The sequence below is a fragment of the Streptomyces sp. AC627_RSS907 genome, assembly GCF_019049165.1.
Genome location: NZ_JAGMUE010000007.1, coordinates 86,870 through 111,806, shown reverse-complemented (window position 1 = coordinate 111,806; position 24,937 = coordinate 86,870). Strand labels below are relative to the sequence as shown.

Genomic DNA, 24,937 nt, shown 5'->3' with positions numbered 1-24,937 from the left:
CCTCCACCCCCACCACCGCCTCCGCACCGGCCCCCGCCTCCTGGCACCGCTCCGGTGGCGGAAGCCGGACGGCGGCCTTCACCGCGCCGCCCCGAGGGTCCGCACGGCCCGCTCCCTCGCGCCGGACGACGCGGTCTCGCGGCGACTGGGCGCACCCGCCGGTACAGGTCCGGCCGATCCTGCGCGCGGACGGCACGGGTCTGGGCGGAGCCATGTCCTTCTCGGCCCAGGACCTGAAAATCCGTCAGCCGGTATACGGCAAACTGTCGGAGCAGACGCGGTTCTACCAGTGGCGGCTGGACCAGGACGGCAAGCGGGTCGGCGCCTGGCGGGACCTGCCCGAGAAGTTCGCCGGCTCCTTCCAGCTCGGGCTCCACCACGACCACCGGGGCTTCCACGTGGTGGACGGCGAGGGGCGCGACGTGGTGCTCAGCGCCACCGAGCTGGGACAGGCGCTGCTCGATTTCCCCGCGCTTCTGCGGGGCTTCGACACCCTCACCCTGTTCGCCTGCACGGCCGGCGCGGACCGGCCCGCCGCCGGGACCGCGACGGCCCTGGCGGACGCCCAGGTCATCGCCGACATGACGGGCCTGACGGTGCTCGCCCCCACCGGCGAGGTCACCTTCGCCGAGTCGGGCATCCACCTGAAGCACGACGCCGACGGCCGGGCGACCGTATGGCGCCAGTTCCGTCCCTCGGGCGGCTCGCGGCGGCCTGACCCCGCTCCCTTCCCGGCCGGGACTTCAGCCCCCCGGAGCTCCGGGAGGCCGGCCCCCTCGTACCCGTCGACGCGGTCCTGGAACACCCCGACGGGCACCACCCCGGACGACACCTACGAACTCGGCCTCGCCGGACGGCTGGCGGGACTGCTCGGCGCGCGACACGTGGACACCGACCAGGTGATGGACGTCTTCCGGCGGTACGCCTCCACGGTGGGCCCGGAGCTGTCCGCCGGTTTCGCGGCGGCGTTCGAGAGGCACAGGGGGGAGTCGGTCGCGCAGGCGCTGCACCGGGCGCTCGGCGAGGGCCGGATGGTCGGCAGCGGCCACGAGGCGGTGCTGCGGGCACTCGGTCTGTCGTCCCCGTTCGCCGTCGTCCCCCCGCACGTCTCGGAGGCCGCCACGCGTCGCGCGTACGCGTCCGTCACCACCCTGGACGACACCTTCGCCGCACAGCTCGCCGGTCTGCTGAGCCGTCAGCACGTGAACGCCGGCCGCGTGCTGGGCCTGTTCCAGCGACGCGCGTCCACGACCGGCCCGGAGTTGTCGGCCGGTTTCGCTGCCGCGTTCGAGGGGCACACGGGGGAGACGATCGCGCAGGCGCTGCACCGGGCCCTCGGTGAGGGCCGGATGGACGACGCCGGCTACGAGGCGGTCCTGCGGGGACTCGGTCTCGCCTCGTCCTTCCCCGTCACCGGCGACGAGATGGCCCCCGTCGCCGTCGATCCCTTCACCGACCCCGCGCACCTGCCCCAGGTACGCGTCTTCGCGCAGCGGCTGACCGACTTGCTGGACCGGCACCAGGACGGCGAGGGAGCACTCGCGCTGCTGGACGGCCTGGACCGCGATCTGCCCAAGATCTGGGCCGTGTCGGACGCCTTCCGCGAGCTGAACGGCGTCGACCTGCGCGACAGTCTCCTCGGCCGGCTGCCGGGGCGGGCCGATCACCTGGCCCATGTCCTGGGCGACCTCCACACGGAGCCCGCCACCCCCCAGCAGGTCGCGCAGTGGTACCAGGACATGGCCGTCCTGCGCTACCACCACTACCGGTACGACACCCTGCCGCTGCCACACAACCACCCCGAGGACGGGTGTGATCTGCGGGCTCACATCATGGCGCGCAAACTGCAGCAGTGGGGAGCGCCGGTCAGGAAGATCTCGGCTGCGTCGGCGGAGGGACTGTCGGTCGTGACCCCGCACGCGGCGCACGCGACGCATGCCGCGCCGGGTTTGGTGAGCTGGGGTTATCACATCGCTCCGGTCATCGACACCCGGCTGCCGAACGGGTCCGTCGTGCCGATGGTCATCGACCCGGCACTCGGACGCGGTCCGCTGACCGAGGAGCAGTGGCTGACGGTCATCGGTGTCTCGGCCGATCGGCACGTCGAGCGTTACAGCGGAGAGCTGGAGTCCATCCACGGGGGATTCATCCTGGACGCACTGGTCAACCCCGACCGGTGGAGTGCGGAGGACTTGCCCGTGGGGCGGGTGACCGTGGTGCTGTCGGAACCGCACACCACGCAGTTCCCGTTCCCGCAGAAGTACATGTGGCGCTCGATGGAGGAGGCTGATCATGTATTTCGTCTGAGTGTCGACATGCTCGCCGAACACAGCTGGGAAGCGCTGGAGCGCCTCGTCGTCCAGGAAACGTGGGACGGCCTCACCGCCCGCCCCGACCCCACCACCTCCGAGGCGACGCGGTGGGCGGCCGACCGCTACGAGTGGCTGGCCCGCACCGGCAAGCTCGACCGGTACGGCATCCTCGCCGAGACACTGCGCGAGCGGCTGCCGAGCGACCACCCGGCGCGTTTCCCGTTGGACCCTGCCTTCGCCCTCGACCTCTTCGGGGGCTTCCCGGACCTGAGCTACGCGGTCCCCCCGGGCTTCGACCCCGCCGCCGTCGATCTGACCGGCGCGGACCTGTCCTTCCTCGTCCCGGGTGCCGAGGCGGCGTTCTTCGACACGACCGCGACCGCGGAGCAGCAGCCGGCCTACCCCACCCAAGGGTGGAACGCGCCGGCCGAGGACCCGGACGACCGCTCGCGCAGCTACCCGGACTTCTACCGCTCGCCGGACTGGCACGCGTACGCCCGGGACTACGAGCGGTGGATCGGCGATGTGCTCCGTGCCGACCAGGACCTGCGGCTCTTCGCGCACGACGCGGTCGAGCGGCTGCGGTCCCACCTGCTGGGTGCCGGGCTGGATCCCCGGGCGGTGGAAGTCCGCCTCGCCCGGCCCGGCGCCACCACGGAGCAGGTGCAGGACTTCTCGAAACGCCTCGCGCGGGGCAAGCCGAGCACCGCCGAGCTGATGGGGGCCTTCGCCAGCGCCGCCTACCTCCACCCCACCGGGACGAACACCCTGAGCTGGCTGTGGACGGTCAGCCCCGCCCACAACCCGCGCATGCTGCCGCCCGCGCCGGCCAGGCCGGAGCCCTACGACGAGAACAGCCTCTGGTACCGGCAGGCGAGAGCACGCGGCATCCTGCTGACGCAGGCACCCGCCCAGCAGGTGGAGTGGCTGACGCAGGTCTACCGTGCCCTGGCCCCCGACGGGGACGCCCTGGTGTTCCGCGAGGCGCTGATGGCGTGGCTGCTGCCGATCGGTGACCAGTCCCTGGCCGAGATACTCACCGCCTCCCACCGGGCCGGGATCCGGGGAGCGGGCGAGCCGCCGTTCGAGAAGAGCGACGGCGCCCGCCTGTACGCCTGGGCCGACGCGATGATCGATCCGCGGCAACGCAGCCGCGTGGCACAGTCGTCCGTCACGCCCCCTCCACGGAGCAACGTGCCGTTGCCGCACCACAGGATGTACGCGAACGCGACCTCGTGGCTGACCCCGGCGCGCGTTCCGGGCGTCGCGTACCTCGCGTCGATCGTGGAACTGACCCGGCCGAGGGAACTGACCGGCAAGTACCCCCAGTTCAAGTCCTCGGCGATGCCTCTGTCGGCGGACCAGCGGACGGCGGGGACCGCGCGCGACCGAGCCATGGGTGCCTGGTCGCTGCGGCACCGCGACCCCGGCTTGCTGGCCAACGTGAGTACCGAGCACCTGCCCGCGCTGCACCTGGCGAGCGGGGCCGACCGTACGCTGCTGCAGGCGGTGGCCGGCGGGGCGGCCGGCGGGGCGGCCGGCGGGGCGGCCGTGCGCGCGGCGGCCCGTTCCGTGGTACGGCAGGCTTTCGCCGCCCCTCTCGCCCTCTCCTCCTTCCCCCTGCTGTTCCTCCGGGACGAGCACTTCCGCGATGTGGTGGACGCCGCCGTCAGCCGGGCCGAGGCCGCTCCGGGGACGGGAAGCACCGCCACCGGACCGGCATGGCAGGCGGATCGTGATCTGCTCGCCGACCGGGCCGCCGCGCTGGTGCGCGACCTGGGCGGTGAACTGCTTCAGCACCGGGCGATGGCCCGGGAAGCGGTGGACCTGCTGCCTCCCGTCCTGGCCCGGGCGTGGTGGGGCACCGCCTGGACCGCGCCCACCGAAAGCCTCGACGGCCCGCACGCCGTTCCCGCCCTGCACGCGGTGACCCTCGACCGGGAGACCGCACTGCGGGCCGCCGTGACGGACACCGCCCTCAACGGCGGGGTCCCGACGGTGTGGGAGGTGGTGGAGTCCACCGCGCGTGATGTGGCGCCCTTCGCCCGTGACGCCCGGCAGCGGCCGGCGCTGTACGCCGAACCGGCCACCTTCACGGTCGTCGAGACCCAGCGACGCGTGGACACCCGCAGCGGTCCGTACACCCTGGTACGGGTCAAGGAGATGCAGCGACCGCTGCAACGGGAGGACTACGAGCGGGAGTTCGTCACTCGTACGGTCACGGACCAGTCAGGCAGGCTGGTCGGTTTCTCCGCCTTCCGGGCGCTCGAATGGTACGCCGCCCGGGGGATCGACAAGGCTCTCTTCAGCACGGACACCTACACGTTGGCCCGGCAGGACGGAACACGGGAAGGTCCCTACCCGGTCCCCTGGGGCCCGCTGCACCGCACCCACCGGCAGGTGCTCTTCTCGACCCACGGAAGACACAACGGGCGCGCGTTCACCATGCCGTCCCGCTACGGGGTCAAGGCGGCCGGCCCCGAACAGGTCGGTGCGCTCCTGAAGGCGCTGCTGGACCTGCACGGCGTGACGGGCCGGCCGGTCAACCTGGTCCTGAACGCCTGCGAGGCCGGCCGCGCCCAACCGGACGGTGTGCGCGCCGACCGGGCGGTGACCGACCGCGGTTCCTGGCAGTCCTCCTACGCCCCTTCTGTGACGACGGAACTGGCCGACCTGGCGCTCACCGAGAACCCGGGGCAGCCACATCCCACCTGGCAGCAAGCACGGCCCCGGCCACTGACCGACATGGACGCCGCCGGCCGCTCCGCCGTCGCCGACGTCCTCCCCGGACAGGCCCACCGCTTCGCGGCCCTGACCGCCGACGACAGCTGGCGGACACACGCCGCCGTGTTCGAGACCGCGCTCGGTCGACTGCTCGCGAAGGACCCGGTGGTGGTCGACGCCGCGCGGAAGGCGGTCGAGCGGGTCTACGGACACCTGGTCGACGAGCGGGGCACACAGCGTGCTCGCGCCGCGTTCTTCGGCTCCGACGTCCGAACCGGCCATGTGGCGGCCGAACGCATGAGCCGGCTGCGCGACACCGGCTCCGGTGCCACGCTCGCGGAACTCATGCACGCGCTGGGCCGCGCGCTCGACGCCGCCCCGGCCGACCAGGAGGTGTCCGCCACCGCGCTCTACGACGCCTACGCCGAGATCGACGGCGTTCTGGAGCAGGACCTGCTGGATCTGCGCCCGGCCGTGCTCGGCTGGCTGCTGCCGCTCACCCACCGCGGTGACCGGCCCGTCCGTGGCCTGCGGGAGCTGCTGGCGGACGGCCACGAGGCCGAGGTCAGCGGCGGGCCCCTCGAGGAAGAGCTGCTGCGGCTGGGCAACGAGGCCCACCTCTACGAGTGGGCGCACCAGGAATGGGCCGTACCGGCGGCGGGCCGCGTGCCGGCCGGTGCGGCCGGGGCGCTGACGCTGCCCCAGCACCGTACCTACCTGGACCGCGGGCGCTGGCTGACACCGCGGGTGAGCGAGAACGGGGCGGTTCCCCAGGGCCTGTGGCCGGCGCCGGCGCAGGGACACCACCCTCTCGGCACGACCGGGCAGACGCTTCCGGAACCCGCGACGGACGAGGGAGTCCGGCCCCTGGCCGACCGGTCCCTGCGGCAGGAGGCGTCGGAGGCGTGGACGGCGGCCCACGGCGGGGCGTCCCCGCCGCACGGCCTGACCCCGGCTCACGCGCTGGCGCTGTACCTGCTGGGCGGCCAGGACGAGCGGCTGCTCGACCAGAGGTTCCTCGACGGCCCGTCCACGGCCGCGAACCGGGCGGCGCTGCGCGGCGAACTGCGGGCCGCGGCGGCCGACGCGTTCGACGGGCACGCCGCGTACCCGCTGCTGCTGATGCGCGACGACGCGTTCCGGGACCTGGCGGACTACGCCCGGCGGAACACCGGGCGGCTGCCTCGGACCCGGGCCGACCGGCTGCGCGAGCGCCTGCTGGACGCGGCCGGGCAGCGGACGGACGCCGTCCTGAACGAGATCCCCGAGCACCGGGGCATGGCCGCCGAGGCACTGGCGAAACTCCCGCCCGTCGACGCCCCCGTCTGGTTCTCCCTGCACGTGCCCCTCGCGGACGACGGCGGCCCGGCGGCGTTCGACACGTTGACGGTCCCGGAGTTCCACCCGGCCCGGCGCGGCCGGCGGCCGGTACTGGCCGCCCTGGCGGCCGGGCCGGCGGGGACCGCGGCGGGCCACCCCGTGCTGGTCAAGGTGGTCACGTCGTCCGCCGCCGACGTGTCACCCTTCTCCCGCGCCCCGCAGCGGCGCGAGGTGCGCTACCCCGGTCCCACGGTCCTGCGCGTCCTGCGCCGGGAGAACCGCCGGTTCGACGAGGAGTTCCGCCGGCCCCACCTCTACGTCGAGGTCGAGGAGGTGGAGCGGCTCACCGCCCCGGTGGGCGCCCAGCCCGTGTCGGCGTACGGATCCGCCGCGCTGACCCGCGCCGCGGACGGCTGGTACGGCACCGTCGGCGGACCCCGCCCCGACGGCACCGGCGGGCAGCGCGACCGGCGCACCCGCGGCGGGTCCCGGACGGACCCGGCGGACGCCGGCCCCGCTTTCCCGACGCAGGGCTGGAACGCCCCGGACACCCCGGACGAGGACGGCACGCCGTCGGAGCGTCCGGTGCTGGTGGAGTACGACGACGAGGGCGAGGCGTCGGAGGTCGACTGGGCGGACGTGTTCGCGTCGTCCTGGTACCGCCGGCTGCACCCCGGTCAGCAGCGCCGGCTGCTCGGGGTGGAGGACTTCACCCCCTTGCCGGACGCGCTGGAGGAGACCCGCAACACGGTGGTCGCCGCCATCGACGGCGGGGCCGGTCACGAGGACGTCCGGTTCCTGAAGGACGCCCTCGCTCTGCGCGGCAACGTCAGTGCCTTCGATCCGGTGATGCACGGCTATCTGGGCCGCCATGTACGGGACGCCACGGCCGGGGACGGCGGAACCGTGTCGCTGGTGCGGGGTTCGCTGGCCGAGTTCGGTCGCCACGTGCCGTACACGGACGTCCTGGTGCCGCACCCCGGCCCGTGGATCCGGGCGGAGGGCGACGACTCGCTCGCCGCGGTGCTGGACCACGTGCTGGGTGAGCACAGCCGGGCCTGGGTGCTGACCGACAACGAGATGGCCGGCGCGAGCCAGGCCGACGAACTGGTGGCGCGGCTGGAGGAGCTCAACGAGAGCGGGCACAGTACTCCGGGACACCTGCCGCTGAGGGTCGAGGTGTCCCAGCCCGACCTCAGGGCGGGGCTGTCCGGTCTGGAGGCCGGGCGGCTGGTCACCGACCTGGGCGGGGTACGGCTGATCCTCAGACACCAGCCGCACTACCGGCTGGTCACCGTCACCCGCGAAGCGGCCCCCGCCGAGCGGCCCCCGACGGACACGCACGCGACGGCACCTCCTGCGGCCCCGGCACCTCCTGCGGATCCGGCGGACACTGCGGATCCGGCGGACACTGCGGATCCGGCGGGCACTGCGGCCCCGGCGAGTCCCGTGGATCCGGCGGCAGCCGCACCGGAGTTCCCCACCGCAGGCTGGAACCAGCCGCAGGCCGCCGCCGAGCCCGCGCCGGCCCGCGGCTACCCCGACCTGCCGCCACCGGCACGAAGCGTGCCACCGACGCCACCGGTCAGCCCGTTCGCGGAGTTCTACCGTGACCCGCTCTGGTCCGAGCTCGCGATGGACTACGAGAAGTGGGTCAGAGCCGTCCACGACGCGGACACCCACGTGATCGGGGTGATGTCCCGCTCGGTCACCCGGTTGCACGAGTTCCTCGCCCGGGAACTGGGCGGCCGGCCTGCCGACCGTCACTGGCTGTCCTTCCCGGGGACCACCCAGGAAGAGGGCCGGCTGCGGATGGCGGAGCTGATGACGCCGAGCCGGGCGACCGCCTCCCGTCTGATGGAGGCCTTCGCCAACGCCGCGTACGCGCACCCGGGCAAACGGCACACCCTGAGCTGGCTGTGGCGGACCAGACCCGCGCTCAACCACCGACTCGTCCCGCTGACGCCCCGCCAGGAACAGCCGTACGCCACGAACGCCCCGGCGTACCAACGGGCACGGGGGCGCGGCCTGCTGCTCTCCTCGGCCCCGGCCGAACGGGCCACCTGGCTGCTGCGGGCCTACCAGGCACTGGGCGCGGAACACCACGAACTGCTGGTGTTCCGGCAGGCGCTGACCGCCTGGCTGCCGCAGCGGACGCTGGCGGAGATACTCGACGCCTCCCACCGGGCGGGCGTACGCGACGAGTCGGAGCCGCGGCTCGACGACATGGACGGGGCCCGCCTGTACGGCTGGGCGGACGCCTTCCTGGGCCCGCAGGACCAGCTGGAGCATCTGAACTTCGCCACCACCACCTCCGCTGCCTGGCGTCCGGTTCCGCTGCCGCACCAGGCTCTGTACGCGCTCCTCATGTCCCGCCCGGGCCGGGTCACCCTGCGCGCGGCGCAAGGCATCGCGTCGGCCGACGGCCTCACCCGTCCGCGCACGCTCGACCCGGTGAATCACGCGCCCTCACAGGTGTGGCTCGGCGCCGGGCCGGAGGAGCCGGCAACCCGCGTCGAACGCGAACGGGCCGTGGGTGACTGGGTACTGCGCCACCGGGACCCGGACCTGCTGAGCAACCTCACGTCGGCGCACCTGCCCGCGCTGTACCTGGCGAGCGGGCTCGACTCCCGCCTGATGCGTGCGGTGACCGGGGCGGCGGCGCTCACCGAGCCCAGTGCCACCACGGCCGAGACGGTGGTGCGGCAGGCGCTCGGCTCCCTGGGACCGCTGCGCGCGCTGCCGCAACTGCTGGTGCGGGACGCGTACGTCCATTCCGCCGCCGAAGCCGCCGAAGCCGCCGAAGCCGCCGAAGCCGCCGAAGCCGCCGAAGCGACCGAAGCCGCCGAAGCCGCCGAGAAGACGGCCGCCCCGGGCTTCGCACCCGGCACGGCCGGGGACTCCTGGGTGCCGGCCTCTCACCGCCACACCCTGCTCGCGCGCTCGGCCCAATTGCTCGAACAGGCCGACCTGCGGGCCGAGGCGCGCTACCACGCGGCCATGGCCCGCGAGGCGGCGGCACTGCTGCCCCCGCTCATGGACCGGGTGTGGTGGGGCGGGACCCGGCGTCGGGGCATCTTGGCGAGCCTCACCGACGAGTTGCGCACGCCCACCCTGCACCTGGCGACGTCCAACCGGTCCGAGGCGGTCCGTGCCGCGCTGGCGGAGGCGGCCACCGGGCCCGATCTGATGCCCGTGGTGTACGAGGTGGCCGAGTCCACCGCCCGGGACATCGCGCCCTTCGCGGCCGAGCCCGCGACGAAGCCCGCGCTGTACTCCTCGCCGGCCACCTTCCGGACGACGGACGTGACGGAACGTGTCGACGCCGCGACGGGCCACACCTACCTGTCGGTGCGGATGGAGGAAATACCGCGGCGGCTGGCGGGGGAGACCTGGAACCGCCCGTTCGTCACCCGACGCATCCTCGGGCCCCACGGCGAACTCCTCGGATTCACCGATCAGAACGACGCCGAGGAAGTCGTTCGGGCCGCGGGCTTCCGGCAGTACCTGGACCGGCCGGAGTACTTCGTCGTGGACAAGGGCTCCCGGGCCGTCCCGACGGGCGCGGGCACCCCGGTCCCCTGGCACCACGCGCCCATTCGTCTGCTGTACGCGATGCACGCCACCTCGTCCCACGCGTTCGTCGCCACCCCGTACGGGCGCAAGCGCGCCGGCGGCAACGAGGTCGGCCAGCACTTGAAGGCCCTGCTGGACCACCACGGGCTGCCCGCGGCGGGGACCACTCTGGTGCTCCACGCGTGCTCCGCCGGGGCCATGAAGCCCCGGACGGACCCCCTGGGGCAGACGGTCGCCGACCGCGGCGGTGTCGCGGCGGTGTACGCGCCGACCGTGATCTCAGGCATCGATCACCGTACGCAGCCGGTCAAGCTCGTGCTGATCAAGGGAGACGGCGGGCAGCCGGCGCGCTGGCTCCGCTTCGAGCCACGGGGCGACGCGGCCGTCCGTCCGGACACCGACGGCACGGTGGCCTCCCACCGCTCCGCCTTCGTGGCCCTCTACGCCGAGCCCGTCTGGGAGGAGTACAGCCGCGCCTTCGAGGCCGCGCTGGGCGAGTCGCTGAACCGCGACGCGACCGTGACCGCCGCCGCGCGCTTCGCCCTCTCCCGGACGGTGCAGCACCTGCGGCGCACGCTGCGATCGGAGGACGCCGTCCTGAACCGGATCTTCGCAGGCTGGTCCGGCCTGACCACGGAGGCGGCCGCGGAGCGGCTGCGGGGCCTCCAGCGGCCCGGCTCCGGCGCGACGCTGGCCCACATCATGGCCGCGCTCCGCGGCGCCCTCCACCAGGGCACCGTCTCGGACCTCCCGCTGGACCCGTCGAGCCCGCAGGCCGGCCGACTGCGCGAACGGGGCCTGCGCGCCCACTTCGCGCGGCTGGACTCGGTCACCCAGCTGGTGGCGAGTTACCGGGAGATACCGGGGACGACGGCCGCCGAGCTGAACGAGCTGGTCGATGCGTTCATCGGCTGGCTGCTGCCGGCGCAGCGGTCGAGCCAGGTCGTACGGCCCGCCCTGCTCGACCTCCTGACGGCCTTCGCCGAGGCCGGCGCGCTGGACGTGGTCGACGGGACCGTCCTGCTGAGCGATGCCGCGGACCTGCACACCTGGGCGGCGCACCGCTGGGCCGCTCACGGGACGGCGGGCCGGGCCGGGGCAGCGGCGCCCGCCCCGGTGCTGCCGCACCGGCGCCTGTACGCGGAGCGCACCGCGTGGCTGACCGGCGCGCTCCCGGACGGTCCCGGGCAGGCCCAGGGCACGGAGCCCGCGCACGCGCTCGCCCTGTACCTCTTCGCCGGACCGGACGAGGCGTTGCTCGACCACCGGTTCACCCAGAGCCTGCCCGAAGCGGTCCGCAAGAGCCTGCTGCGCCGGGCCATCGGTGACGCCGTGCACCGCGGTTTCCACGGGCAGGCCCCCTATCCGCTGCTGCTGACCCGGGACCCGGAGTTCCGCGCCGTGGCCGAGGCCTACCGGGAGCGGCCGGCGGCCGACCCGGACCGGGCCGCGTACCGCCGGCGCCACCTGGACCGTCTGCGGAGCATCGCCGAACGCCGGACGGACCAGCTCCTCGGCGAAGTGGCCGAACACCGCGGCGCGGTGACCGAGGCCTTGGCCGTACTGCCGCCGGTGAACGCCCCCGTGTACTTCCCCCTGCCGCAGACCGGCCGTCCCCGGTTCGACGAGGTGGCGGTGGGGCCGTTCCACGCCGTCTCCCTGGACGAGGAGACCGCCCGTGAGCAACTGTGGTCCGCCACCCCCCAAACCGACGCGGACACCCCCGTACTGGTGCGGGTGGCCGTGTCCTCCGCCCGGGACGTGTCGCCGTTCTCCCGCGGCCCCCGGCCGGTGCGGGCCCGCTACCCGGACGAGGCGGTGCTCAGGGTCGTCCGCACGAGCTCCCTGAGGGACCCGGCGTCCGGCCGCCCGTACACCCTCGTCGAGGCGGAGGAGACGGAACGGCCCGGGGCCGGACCTCGTCCGGGACCGTCCGCCGAAGCCCCGTCCCGTCCCGCCCCGCCCGTCCTCGCCACGCCGCAGGCTCCGCCGGCGTACCCGCAGCAGGGCTGGAACGCGCCGACCGCCCAGGGCGGCGCCGGTGAGCCGGCAGGCCGGACACGTGTGCCGGACCCGGCCTCCGAGCCCCGGTTCGCCGCCTACTACCGCAGTCCGCGCGGCGCCGAGCTGAGCCGTCGGTACGAGCGGGCCCTGGGCGAGGTGCTGGCCGCCGATCCGTGGGTGCTGGACGAAGCAGGGCGGGCCGTGGCCCGGCTGTACACCGTCCTCGCCGGCCGGCACGGGGCGGACCTGGCCAGGGAGGCGTTCCTGCCGGGTGCCCCGCAGGCCACGGGCACGGAACGCGCCGCGCTGATGCGCCGGCTGCTGAGGGGTGCCGCGTCCCCGGACGGGCTGCCCGAGCTGATGCACGCCTTCACCGCCGCCGTCGCCTGGAGCACGGACGCGGCTTCGGCCGACGGCAGGGCAACGGTGTCCACCGGCTCCGCGCCCTCCGCCGTCATGGCCGAGGACCCGGCCGTCCTGGCCGAACGGCTGATGCGGGTCCACCGCGGGCTCGGCGGGCCCGGCCTGCGGCCCTCCCTCTTCCGTGACGCGGTCACGGCCTGGCTACTGCCGCGGGGCCGGCTGTCGCTGCGCGCGGTGCTGTCCGCCGCCCGGCGCGCCGGCGTGCGGGGCACGGCGGAGCCCCGCCTCGCGGCCACGGACCCGGCGGCGCTGTACGCGTGGGCCGACGCCGTGCTCAACCCGGTCCGCAGGGGCCGCGACGAGCCCGCTCGGCTGGTCGCCGGGACCTGGCGCGACCTCGCCCTGCCGCACCGCACGATGTACGCGGAGGCGACGGACTGGCCCGCTCACACCGGCCACGAGGCGGCCGTCGCGGCCGTCGTCGCCCTGGCCGAGGTGGGGCGGACACGCGACGAGCAGTTCCACGCGGCACCCGGACCCGACCGTGCGGAGTCGTTCGCCGCGGGCACCGAGCACGCCGCGCGGCGGGAGGCGCTGCGGCAGTGGCTCGCCCGCCACCACAGCATGAAACTGATCCGGCGCAACCTGCGGCCGGAACACATCCCCGCCCTGTACCTCGCCGGCGGCCCGGACGCCGCCCTGCTGGCCGCCCCGGCCACCGCCGACCGGGCCGACGAGACCGGCCGGCGGGTACGGACCGCGCGCGCCCTGGCCGAGGCCGCCGTCGACGCCGCCGCAGTCGACGCCGGGCGGCCGGCGGACGGCCTGCCGCTGCTGTTCCTGCGCGACCGGGCCTTCCGCGCCCTGGCCGACCGGACCGCCGCGGTCCTCCGCAGGGGCGCCGCAGGCCGGCCGGAGCGGCTCGCGGAGCTGCGGGGGCAACTGGCCGACCGGGCCGCCCGGCTGGCCGAGGACGGCCTGCCCGACGCGGGCGAGCACCGCTGGATGGCCGTCGAGGCCGTCACCCTGCTGCCCGCCCTGGGCACCCGCGCCTGGTGGGCCGCCCACCGGCCCGGCCCCGCGAACCCCGACGCCCTGGTGGCGAACGTCGAGGTAACCGTCCCCGAACTGCACCCGGTGGCCACCACGCTGAGGGCCGCGCTGGAAGCGGCCGGACCGGACCGGGCGGGCGGCGACGGACACCTCGTGGTCTACGAGGTGGAGAACTCCTCCGCGCGGGACGTGGCCCCCTTCGCCCGCGATCCCCGCGCCCGGCGCGCCCTCCACCCGGCCCGGACCGCCTTCCGCGTGGTCGGCCGGCCCCGCCTGACCTCCGACGCGGAGCACGGGCGGGAGTACCTCCGCGTACTGCTGCGCGAGGTGCCCGTCCCGCCGGCGCCGGACGACTGGGACCAGGAGACCGTCACCCGGCCCGTCACCGACTCCCGCACCGGTCTGCCGGTGGCCGTCAGCGCCTTCGACGCGGGGGACTGGTCGTACGACGTGGTCGCCCGTCTCCCGGAGAGCCGGGGGTACGTCGTCGAGGAGGCGGACGGAACCGTCCGCGACGGGTCGCACCCCTGGCCGTGGGACCCGGCCGCCACCTTCACCTGGGCGTCGCACAGTGACGGGCAGGTCTTCCCGGTCGGTTCCCGGTACGGCGCCCGGTGGATCGACGCCCGGGGCGTCGGCGGATACCTGAGGAACCTCCTGGACCGCCTCCCGGCGGGGCACGCGCCGGAGATCAGCCTCCAGGCATGCCTGACCGGGCGGAGCCCCGGCGGCGTCCCGGCGGCCGGGCAGACCGTCGCCGACGTGACCGGGCGCACGGTGTACGCGCCGGCCACCGCCGCGGGCCTGCGCGAGGACCACGACGGCACCCTCACGGCCACGCTCGCCGCCGGACCCGGCACCGCGCCGCCGAGGTGGCTGCGCTTCACCCCCGGCCCGGAGCACCCGCCGGCCGACGACCCCGCAGGGCCCGTCGGAGACTTCCGGGCGCTCTACGCCACCGACCGGTGGACGGCCCTGGCCCTCCGCTACGAGGACGCTCTGGGCCGCTCCCTGGCGGCCGGACCGCTCGCCACCGGGGCGGCCCGGGACGCCGTGGCGCGGTTGCACCGCCGGCACACGGCGGCGACGGGGGACGAACACACCGCCGCGGCGCTGTTCTTCCGCGCCACGGACGCCCGCGCCGCACAGCCCCTCGCGGCGCTGCGCCGGCTCGTCGCGCCGGACTCCGGGGCGACGCCGGGCGAACTGCTCTCGGCGTTCGGCACCGCCGCCGGACACGGCGTCCGGCCCTCCCTGTCCGACGGCCGCCCGGCTGACCCGTACGGGGACGTCGCCCGCGGCCTGCGCGAGTACGGCGTCCCGTTCACCGGACGGGAGCCGCAGACCGTCACCACCGTGTTCCGCGTCCACGCCGGGCTCGACGGGGTCACGGCCGCCGACCGCACGGCCTTCCGGGCCGCCGTACTGGCCCGGTGGCTGCCGGGCAACCGCCTCTCCCTCCACGAACTGCTGCGCGCCTCGCTGCCGTACACCCGGGCCGACGTCATGGAGGCCGCGGTGGCCCTCGGCGACGCGGTGACCCTCTACGAGTGGGCCGACGCCGTGCTGGCCCCCCACGGCCAGGAAGCGCCGACGCCACCCCACCACCTGCTGTACGCCGAGACGGCCGACGCCGCCGCGCGGCAGCCGGGCGTCGCGGCCGCGCACGCCCTCGCGCTCGGCAGGCTGGCCGGACGAGCCGCCGACGATCCCGCCCTCACCCCGGCGGACCGGGCGATGGCCGTCCGGGCACTGCGGGAACTGCCGCCCGTCCAGGGGCCCGTGCGATGGTCGGCCCGGATGCCGGTCGCGCTCACCACGGGCCTGCCCGGCCCGGTGCGGCAGCTCCGGGTGCCCGCCCTGCACGCGGGGTACGCCGGCCCGGCGGACGGTTCCGAGCTGCCCGGCCCCCCGTCCGCCGCGGCGGACGGCACCCACCCGGTTCTCGTGGAGGCGTGGACGTCGACCGCGCGGCCGATGCCAGCCACGGACACCGGCCCGGCCCGGCGGGAGACCCGCTTCCCGGCGCCCGCCGCCTTCACGGTGGTGCACCGCGAGGAGCGCGAGGACGGCCCGTGGGGCCCGTACACCCACCTCCGAGTGGTGGAGACGGAACAGCCGGACCCCGGGGACGCCGAGGCGGCGCCCGCCTATCCGGAATCCGGGTGGAACGCGCCCGGCTCCCCGGCCGGCACCACCGCCCTGCCCGCCGGGTTGAACGCCGCCGACCTGCCGCTGCTGGACAGCCGGTTCCTCACCGGCGGGCCGCGGGAGGACGGCGCCGGTGACCCGTTGACGGCGGCGATCGAGGCCGCTGTCGAGAACGGCCTGGCGAACCCGGCCGCAGGCTTCCCCGGCCTGCTGCTGCGCGACCAGGCGTTCGCCGGGATCGTCCAGGAGGCCGCCCAGCTGGAGGACGGCCCCGACCGGGACGTGTGGCTGGAGGATGTCAAGGAGGCGCTCCTCGACCTCGCCCGCGCGCTGACCGAGGACGTGCGCGCGGAGATCGGCGCCCGACTCGCGGCCTCCGCCACCCCGGCCGGGGACAGCCTGCCGCCGGCCGCGGAGCCCGAGGCCGCGGCACCGGCCGCCCCGCCGTCAGTACCGGCGGCCGGGGAACAGCCCGCGCCGCTCCCGCCCTGGACCGCCGCTCCGGCTGGGGACAGCCTGTCGTCGGCCGTGGAGTCCGAGGCCGTGGCACCGGCCGCCCCGCGGTCAGCCCTGGCGGCCGGGGAACAGCCCGGGCAGCTCCCGCCGCGGACCGCCGCTCCGGCCGGGGACAGCCTGCCGCCGGCCGTGGAGCCCGAGGCCGCGGCACCGGCCGCCCCGCCGTCAGTACCGGCGGCCGGGGAACAGCCCGCGCAGCTCCCGCCACGGACCGCCGCCCCGGCCATGACCGAGCACTGGCGGCTGCCGCCCTACCTGGAGAGCATGCGCGCCGCCGGCAAGTCGACGCTGCACGCCCTGCGGGGCACCGACTGGGTCGACGAGCAGATCCGCGCGCTCACCGCGCAGGGATCGCCCGCCGACATCATGGCCGAACTGGCGGGCGCACCCGAGACGTTCCTCGGGCACGGCCGGTCCTTCCAGGTACGCGGCCGCGACGGCTGGTACGACGTCACGCTCGGCATCGCCCGCGAGCAGGACGAGCCCCGCCCCCTCGTGATCTCCGTGGACGCGGCGCCCGACGCCGCCGTACGCCTCGTCAGCGAGCACTCCGCGGCCACGTCGGTGCGCCGCGCCTCGACCCGGACCCGGGGCTGGACGGTGCGCGGCGCGGGCACTCTCCTGCTCGCGACCCCGCAGCCCGGACTCCTCGCCGGCGCGGCGCTGAACGCCAACGTCGCGGTCGGGCAGAGGTCGGCCACCGCCGCGGGCCAGGAGGACATCAAGGACACCCGCGGCGTCGCCACCCAGCCGGGAACCGTCGACGTACCGCGGCGCCTGACCTGGTCGCTGCGGGTGGCCAGGGCCGGCACCGGACCCGCCCGCACCTTCCGCGGGCAGGGCTCGGCCGTCGTCCGGGTCCCCGCCGAAGAACTGGTGCCGGACGGGGTCCGGTCCCGGCCGCTCACGCTCACCCCCATCACGCCGGACACCGCCCGCCGCATCCGGGCGGCCTCCTCCATGGTGCCGCTGACGGCCGACGCCGGACGGCCGTACGAGGGCGGCGGCGGCCTCCTCGACGCCATCGCCGCGCAGGTCCACCCGGTGCTCCTCGCCCCCGGCGCGCCCGGGCGGACCCTGGCCATGGAAGCGGCCTCCTCCGAAGGCCTCCTGCGGCAGCTTCCCCGGCTGCTGGCCGGCTGGGTGCCCTCCGCCGACCTGACGAGCAGGGACGGCGCCCTCACCGGCGGGTACCGCGCGCGGGCCGAGATCACGGCCCTGGCGCCCGTTTCCCGCGGCTCCGCCGGTACGCCGCCCGGCCACCCCGCCGCACTCGACACCGTCTCCCCGGACACCGCCGCCGCGGCCGGGGACGCGGCTCCCGCGGCTCCCGCATCCCGGCAGCCGAGGCTGCGCACGGCGCGCAAGGCCGGTACCGAGCAGTCCACGGGTGTCAGCGACTCCCGTGCCTGGGACATCGCGGTCGGCCCGGGCATAGGGGTGGGCGTGACGGCGGGTGGCCCGCAGGCGCGGTTCTTCCTCCAGCCGGGTGTCGAACTGGGCGCCGGCCGCTCGCTGACGGCCACCACCGGGTCGGCGACGAAGCACGCCATGGACATCGCCGGTGACGTGGTCCTGTACCAGGCGCGGGTACGGGTGGAGGTGGAGGGCAGCGGCGCCCCCGCCCCCGCGGCTCGGCTGCGCGGTCCGGGTCCGACGCGGACGGACGTCCGGACCTGGTTCTACCTGCGTGCCCAGGAGGCCGCCGAACTGGGCCTGCCGCTGCCCGACGGCACGGTCGCCGAACCTCTCGCCCAGCACCCGGGGACCGAACGCTCCTTGCCCGGGGGACCCCTGGGCGCCGGCACGACGCTGAGCGGCCTCGACACCTCCGCACTGGTGGACGCCGTCCAGGAGCGGTTCGCCCGCGATCCGCGGCTCGCCGGATTCCTGCCGTCCTACGGCGCCGACCGCGCGCGCGGCTCCTTCCTGAGCCGGTGGACCGCCTCGGCGGACGAGGCAGCGGCGCGGGAGAACGAGCGGGCGCTGTCCGCGGCGCTGTCCGCCGACAACCTCCAGACCCGCAAGCGCGCCCTGCTGACGACGGGGGTCCCGGTACTGCTGCGCCGCAGACACTGGAACGCGACCGAGTCGGTCGTCGTCCGGGTCAGGGCGCGGCTGGCGGAGGAGCCCGTCTACCGGGGCGACATCGCCGACTGGAAGGTCAAGTTCGGCTACACGGCGAGCGACGGCTCGGACACCGGGGCCGCAGGCCGGGCCGGCGGCAGCCTGCGCGGGCGTTTCCAGGGCAGGCTCGTGCCGGGCCCCGCCCAACTCGTCGGCACGGTCTCGGCGAACGCCTTCCGCACCCGGGAGAGCCAGGGCGGGGTCACGGCTTCCGGCGAGACCGCCAACGACGGGCAGAACCCGACCAGCGTCTTCGACGCGCGACTGGTCCTCGACGTGGAGATCACCTCGGTCCGGCGGTCCCGGGCGTGGCGGCGGCTGGCGGTCCCCGGCCGGCCCGGCCGCCACACCCCGCGGGTCACCTCTGTCCTGGACACCCGTGCCGAGGCGGACACCGGTCCCGAGGCGGACCGGCGCGAGACCGAGGCACGGTTCTCCGCCGCCCCCGTCCCGGTCCGGCTGACGACCCCGGCGTCCCTGACCCTCAGCGGGGAGCAGCGCGCCGCCCTACGTCCGGCGGGCGAGCCGGTGGCGCTGGACGTGCCGCCCGCGGACGGGATCGCCGCCCTGTACGACCCGGCGTGGGCGGCGCCCGCCGACGGTGCGCCCCGGCTGACCGAGTGGCTGCTGATGGAGGACCACGGCGCCGGGCGGTCCGTACCGGAACTCGCGCTGAGCCTGCTCACCGAGGCCACCGGCGACCACGACGACGCCCTGGGCGTGCGTGGTCTTGAGCCGGCGCTGGCGGTGGAGTCCGCGTTCGGCACCGAAGGACTCGGCAGGACCCTTCAGCCGGGACCGGACCAGGTGCTGCTGGTGGACGAGCTGCGCTTCGAGCGCAGATGGGCCGGGCTGCTCGGCGCGGTCGGCGCCAGGTTCCACGTCTCGGGCCCCACCGTGGTCGGGACGACCGGCGGTCCGCAACTGTCCAGGACCCACGCCGGCACCCACCGGTCGGCCGGCCGCAGGAGCGGTGGCCTGAGCGTCTCGGCGACACTCCTGCCGTCCGGCAGCGCGTCCGTCGCGTCCGGGGTGACCCTGTTCGGAGGGCTCGGCGGGAGCTGGTCGTGGAACCGGTCCGGACAGTCCTCCTTCACCACCGAGGGCTCCGTCGAGCGACAGGGCTGGACGGCCGCCGGCGACCCCATGGTGCTGGTCCAGGCCGACGTCGACCTGCTGATGGTGGCCGAGGTGTCGGTGCGGGGCGGTTCCCCGCGCGTCGCCACCGGCGCCCGGCGGTTCCCCGGGGGCTTCCTCGGCTGGCTCACCGAGGAGCAGGCGGCACGGCTCGGCCTCCGGCCGGACACCGACCGGCTGCGGACCACCGCCGACGGCACCGGCAGTGCCGCCGATGCCGTCGTGCCCCTGCCCCCGGTCGTGGAGGACCCCACGCCCACCGGAGGTCCGGCCGCCGGTCCGGTCGCCCGCCCCGCCGCCGACCCGGCCGCCGGCCTGCGGCTGGAGGGCACCGGGCCGCTGCCCTTCGGCGTGACGGAACACGCCCCCGACCTCCTCAGGCTGCTGCCGGCCCTGCGCGAGGAGATCGGCCGGCTGCGCGGTACCGCCCACGCCGAAGCGGTGCTGCCGCGCCAACTGGTCGCGGACACGCACCGCAACACCCGCCGGCTCGTGACACTGCTGGGCCGCCTCGGCTCCCGAGGGCTGCTGACCGGGGCCCTCGACGGCGGCGTCCCGGTCGAGCTGTACGCACCCGACGGCACCCTCGCCCACCTCGTCCGGCTGACCGTCACCCGGGGCACCGGCCGGTTCCACGACCGTCCCGCCGACCGGCGCGGCATGTCCCTCACCACCAACGCCACCTTCAAGCACCAGCGGCAGCGCACCAGAGGAACGAGCCGGGGCGGCAACCTGCTGCTGGGTCCGGCCCACCGGCCCGACGCCGGCACCGGGACCGTCGCGGCCCCCCTGAGCGGCGTCATCGGCGGCACGGCGGCGGCGGCCCACGGCCGGGGCGACAAGTACGTCACCGGCATGGTGACGGCGACGGCCGAGGACCTCGCGGCGGTCCGGGTGGCCGTCCCCGTCGAGGTACACCTGGAACTGCACACGCCCGGCTCCGCCCCGGGGACACCGCCGGTCGCCCGGGTCGGCCTCGCCGCGCCCCGCGACGGTGACGACGACCGGTATCTGCTGCACCGCATGGCGGAGGCGGACCTGCGCGCCCTGGCCGGCACCGGACCGGACCGGGCGACCGCTCCGGAGGGCTGGCGGCCGGTCACCCGCCCGGCCGTCGCCGCCGCGCGATGGCGGGCCACGGGGACGCCGCTGCCGCTGGAGGCCCAGGTCGACCTGTTCGCCGGCGCACCCGAGGTACGGGATGCCCTGGCGCGGCTGACCGCCGGGCTGGGCGCGTCCCCCGCCTTCCGGACCACGGGTGCCCCCGCCGCACTGCTGCTCGACCGGGCGCTGTCCACCGAGTGGCTCGGTGCCGCGCTGCCGATGCTCGCCGCCGTCGGCGGACGGCTGCCCGAGGCCTTCGTCGACGAGGTGCTCGGTGGCGCCGACCTCGGCGTCACCGTGCACGCCCGCTTCACCGGCGGCCGGGTCCTCGGCGTCGGTGACCGGATGACGTTCGAACCGACCGCCGGCGACGGCCCGGGCCTGCCCCGGCTGACCGAGACGACGTTCACCGGCTCGGCGGCGGACACCGACGGCGCGGAGACGCTCGCCCCCGGCGGCTCCTGGCGCAGGTACCAGGGTGCGGAGACGTACCTCGGAGGCATGGGCACCCGGACCCTGGCGGGCCGTACCGACGGAGACTTCTCCACCGCCTCCGGCTACGCCCCGCGCATCCGGATCAACGGCCCGTCCGTCCTGGTCCGCTTCGACGTGGACGTACTGCTGGAGGCGGCGGTGCGCCACCGGGTCCCGCGCCGGACCGGCACGGCCCGGACGTCCGGCACGGCCGAGGTCGCCCTGCGGCGCCCGGTCGTCGTCCGCATGGAGCTGCGCTCCGCCGCCCGCCTGCTCGCCCAGGGGGCGGTGCACGACCCGGGACACCGGCTGCCCCCGACCGGCGGCCCACCGTCCTCGTCCACCGCGGTGGCCCCCGGCTGGTACGCGGCGGACCTCTTCCGGGAGGTCACCGACAGCACCGGCCGGACCGTGGGCGGGGCGTCCTTCACCGCCGGCGAACGGCTGCGCCGCGAACCGGCCCTCCGCGAGGCGAACGAGGCCACGAGCTACGTCGAGTGGCGCAGGTCCGCCGACGGGACGCCGCAGGGCACCCTGCGGCCGATGCCGTTCCCCGGCCGGCCGCGGTTCTTCCTCGCGGCGCACGGCACGCCGGGCGGGATCGAGGCCGTCACCGACGACGGCCGCGTCCGGACCGCCCTCGACGCGGACGGTCTCGCCCGCGTCGCCCTGGCCTGGTCCGCGCTGGCCCGGGTCCCCGGGGGCACCCTCCTGGTGCTGCTGGCCTGCGGGCCGGTGGACGGGGCCGTCGGCGGCCGGCTGGCGGACGCCACCGGACTGACCGTCCTCCAGCCCCGCTGGAGCGCCGCCGCCACTCCGCAGCGCGACGGCGAACCAGCCCGGCTGCACCTGCTCGAAGCACCCGACGGCGCCCCCGGCGGCTTCCTCGTCCACCACCCGGGAGGCAGGAGCGAGACCCACGAGCCCGCCCTCGCGACGGTTCCGCCTCCCCCGGCCGCCTACCCCGCTCCCGAACACCGGCTGGCGACGGCGTACCGGGAGGCGGCGCCGGCACCCCCGGAGGACGACTTCGCCGAGACCGCCGGACTCACGGGGTCCGCCCCGGCGGGCCGAGTCGCGGTCACCCCCGGACGGGGCGGTGAGGGCACCGAGGTCCACCTGCTGGAGGCGGACGACGGAGCTCTCACCGGTCGCAGGCGGTTCTCCCCGTCCATGCCGCCGGCCCTACCGCCGGAGCCGGGGCCTGCCGTGCCCCGCACGGATCCGTCCGCCGTGTACCCCGACTCCGCCCACGTCAACGCCGCCGACGCCGGCCAGGCCGCGGCGCGCGACTGGTGGCCGGGGGAGACCCGCGACGGCGCTCCCGCGGCCGTCGTCAACGACGCGTTCCTCCGGCTGCGTGACGCCGGCCACGGGCCCATGGACGGTGATGAGTACATGACGTGGGTGCGTTCCATCGAGGACACGCCCCGGCGCCTGGCCTTCCTGGTCAACACCATCACCCACCACACCGGTCTCGGGGCGCTGGGCGACTTCCTCGGCGCGCTCACCCACGGGCTCTCCGGCTTCGACGGACGAGTCGGTGTCGTGGTGGGGGTGAACGGTGCCCCCGACGACCTCTCCCGGATCGAGCGGGCCGCCCGCGACGCCCTGAGCGGCACGGTCTTCCCTCATCCCTTGGCGCTCGTCCCGACCCCGGTGCGGATGCCGGACTCCGGGGCCCTGCCGTACGGCACCTGGCGCAACCGCACCCTGGAGAGCGAGGCGACCCGCTTCGCCGCCCGCTCCCTGATGGCCGAGGGGCTCCACCCGTACGTCTCCGTCATGGACTTCGACGGCTACTCCCACACGGTTCCCTCCGGGGAACACGTCTTCCAGTACTTCGAGCGACGCCTGGACACCGTCGACTCCGAACCCTTCCCCGTGCCGCCGCGGCCGCTGATGATGTCCGGCGGATACCGGGCGCCCTCGTCCGACGCCGAGGTCCGGCGGCTGGTCGCGGACACTGCCCGGGACCTCGGCGACGAGCAGCCGCGGGCCGGGCTGCGACGGTCTGGACCGGAGACGTTCAGCGCCGAGTTCGCCTCGCGTGTGGAGCGTGACATGCGGGCCCGTGACCGGGTGGCCGCCATCCATCCGCTGCTGCCCTACGCACCGGAACCCAACCTCTTCCTGGACGCCGCCGCGACGATGCTCCGCCAGAGCGGGCTGCGGCCACTCCTCTTCGGCGCCCAGGCGGCCGAGTACAGCGCACTGAGCCGGCACCTCAACCTTCTCACCGCCTGGGAACTCGACCGTTCGCTGCCTCTGCCGCACCCGCGGGACACGGCCGCGGCACAGCGGACGGAGACCCTGCGCGCCCTTCACGCCGAGAACAACACGCTGCCCGCCCGCGGTCCCGCCCACATGACCGACTTCGTCGGGGCGGCCGTCCCCACCGATCTGTCGCGTCTGATGAAGGGCCTGTACAAGAGCGACCACCTGCCCCAGGACCACACGACACCCAACAATCCGATGGCACGGCTGTTCGGTGGACGAGTCCGGCTCACGGACCACCGCGATCTCTTCACCCGCAAGCCTTTGAGCACGCCGGTCGACGATCCGCTGTGGCCCGTGCGCAACACCCCGGGCGGCTCCGGCACACGCACGGCCGCCGAGATCGCCGCACGGCTCCCCGCGACGCTGGGGCCGCCCGGAAGCAACCGCCTCCTCACCGCCGTCTCCGCACCGCTACCCGGAGGTGACTCACCGCCCCGGTTCGCCGGCATCTCACCCGGCCTGCTGCGACTGGCGGCCCAGAGCATCGCGCTCAGCGGGGACGCGGCGTACGTGGCACGGCACCTGCGGTACTTCGCACACGAGCACCTGTCACCGGCCGGCACCGTCCCCGCTCCCGCCGGTTCGTTCTTCGCCGCGCTCGCGCAAGCGGCCGACACGGAGGGGGACGAAGCCGTGCGGCCGGCGGCGATGCTGGGCGCACTGGTCAACGGGGCTTTCGACAAGAAGATGCGAGGTGAGAACGCTGTCCCGGCGATGCTGAAGGCGATCGACGAGGCCGGTGTGCCCATCGACGAGTTCGTCGTACGGCTGCTGACCGGACGCCTGCACCCGCCCACGACCACGCTGGACCGGCTCCGCCGGGGACACGACACGTTCACATGGGACGCCACCGCCCTGCTGCTGGTACGCCAGTACGCTGCGGCGCTCGGTGCGGACATCTCGGTGACGGGCCCGGACGGCACCGCCCACCGCGTGCGGCCGCTCCCGCGAGACCGCCGGGCAACGCCGCGGGAACTGCGGTTCGTCTGGGACTCCCGCTCCGGTGGCTGGAGGACGCCCTCCGCGACCACGGCCGACGGTTCCGCCGATCGTCCCGGCGTCCCGCCCGCCGGCCCCGCTCCGGCACGGGACACCGGCCCGGCGGACCGGACACCCGCCGCCTCGGACCGGGACCTGGCGGCCATCCGCCACCAGGAGGAGGCGGCCCGCTTCGACCAGCGGCTCGGCCGCTTCGCGGCCGGTCACCCGGGCGTCCACGAACACATCGGCCGGATGGTCCGGGCGCTGTGGGACCGCGTCACCGCCGAGGACGTCCTCGCCGACCCCGCCCGCCGCGACCTGTGGCGCGGACCGGGCACGGACGACGCGAACGCTCCGGACCCGGCGCGCGCGCTCGCCGCCGCGCTGGACACCACGCCCGAGACCTTCGACGCGTGGCTGGGGGAGCGGCCCGCCCAGGACGACGCCGTCCTGGCCGTGCAGCGTCTGGGACTGCTCGACGCGCCACGGCCCGTCACGGCGGACGACCTGGCGCGGGCGGACATCGCTCTCACGGCGGGTCAGCGGGTACGACTCGACCTGTCCGGCGGCACGATGACCGCCGGCGACCTGGGCCTGGACCAGGCACAGCGGCTGCGTCTGCTGCTGCGCGGCCCCCAGGACGAGGCCGCCACGCTGGCCAGGGCGGTGCTCGCCGCACAGCGGCTCGGCGTCCGTCTGGTGGTCACGGAGTCCGACGGGACGGAGCGGCACATCGGCGACGCTGATCTGCCCGCCGTACGGCTGCCGGCCGGCCCGGAACACCGGCACGGCACGTGACCGCCCCGGACGGCGGC

1 protein-coding gene is annotated in these 24,937 nt (G+C 75.7%); it reads left to right on the top strand.

All coding sequences use genetic code 11. The features are described from left to right. Nucleotides 1-212: 212 nt before the first annotated feature. A complete protein-coding gene (locus KUM32_RS01905) occupies nt 213-24,920 on the top strand; it encodes a protein-glutamine glutaminase family protein (protein ID WP_217139970.1) in 24,708 nt (8,235 codons plus the stop codon). Nucleotides 24,921-24,937: the final 17 nt, after the last annotated feature.

Coding starts and splice junctions, on each gene's coding strand:
- KUM32_RS01905 (WP_217139970.1), top strand. CDS start 213: ATGTCCTTCTCGGCCCAGGACCTGAAAATCCGTCAGCCGGTATACGGC.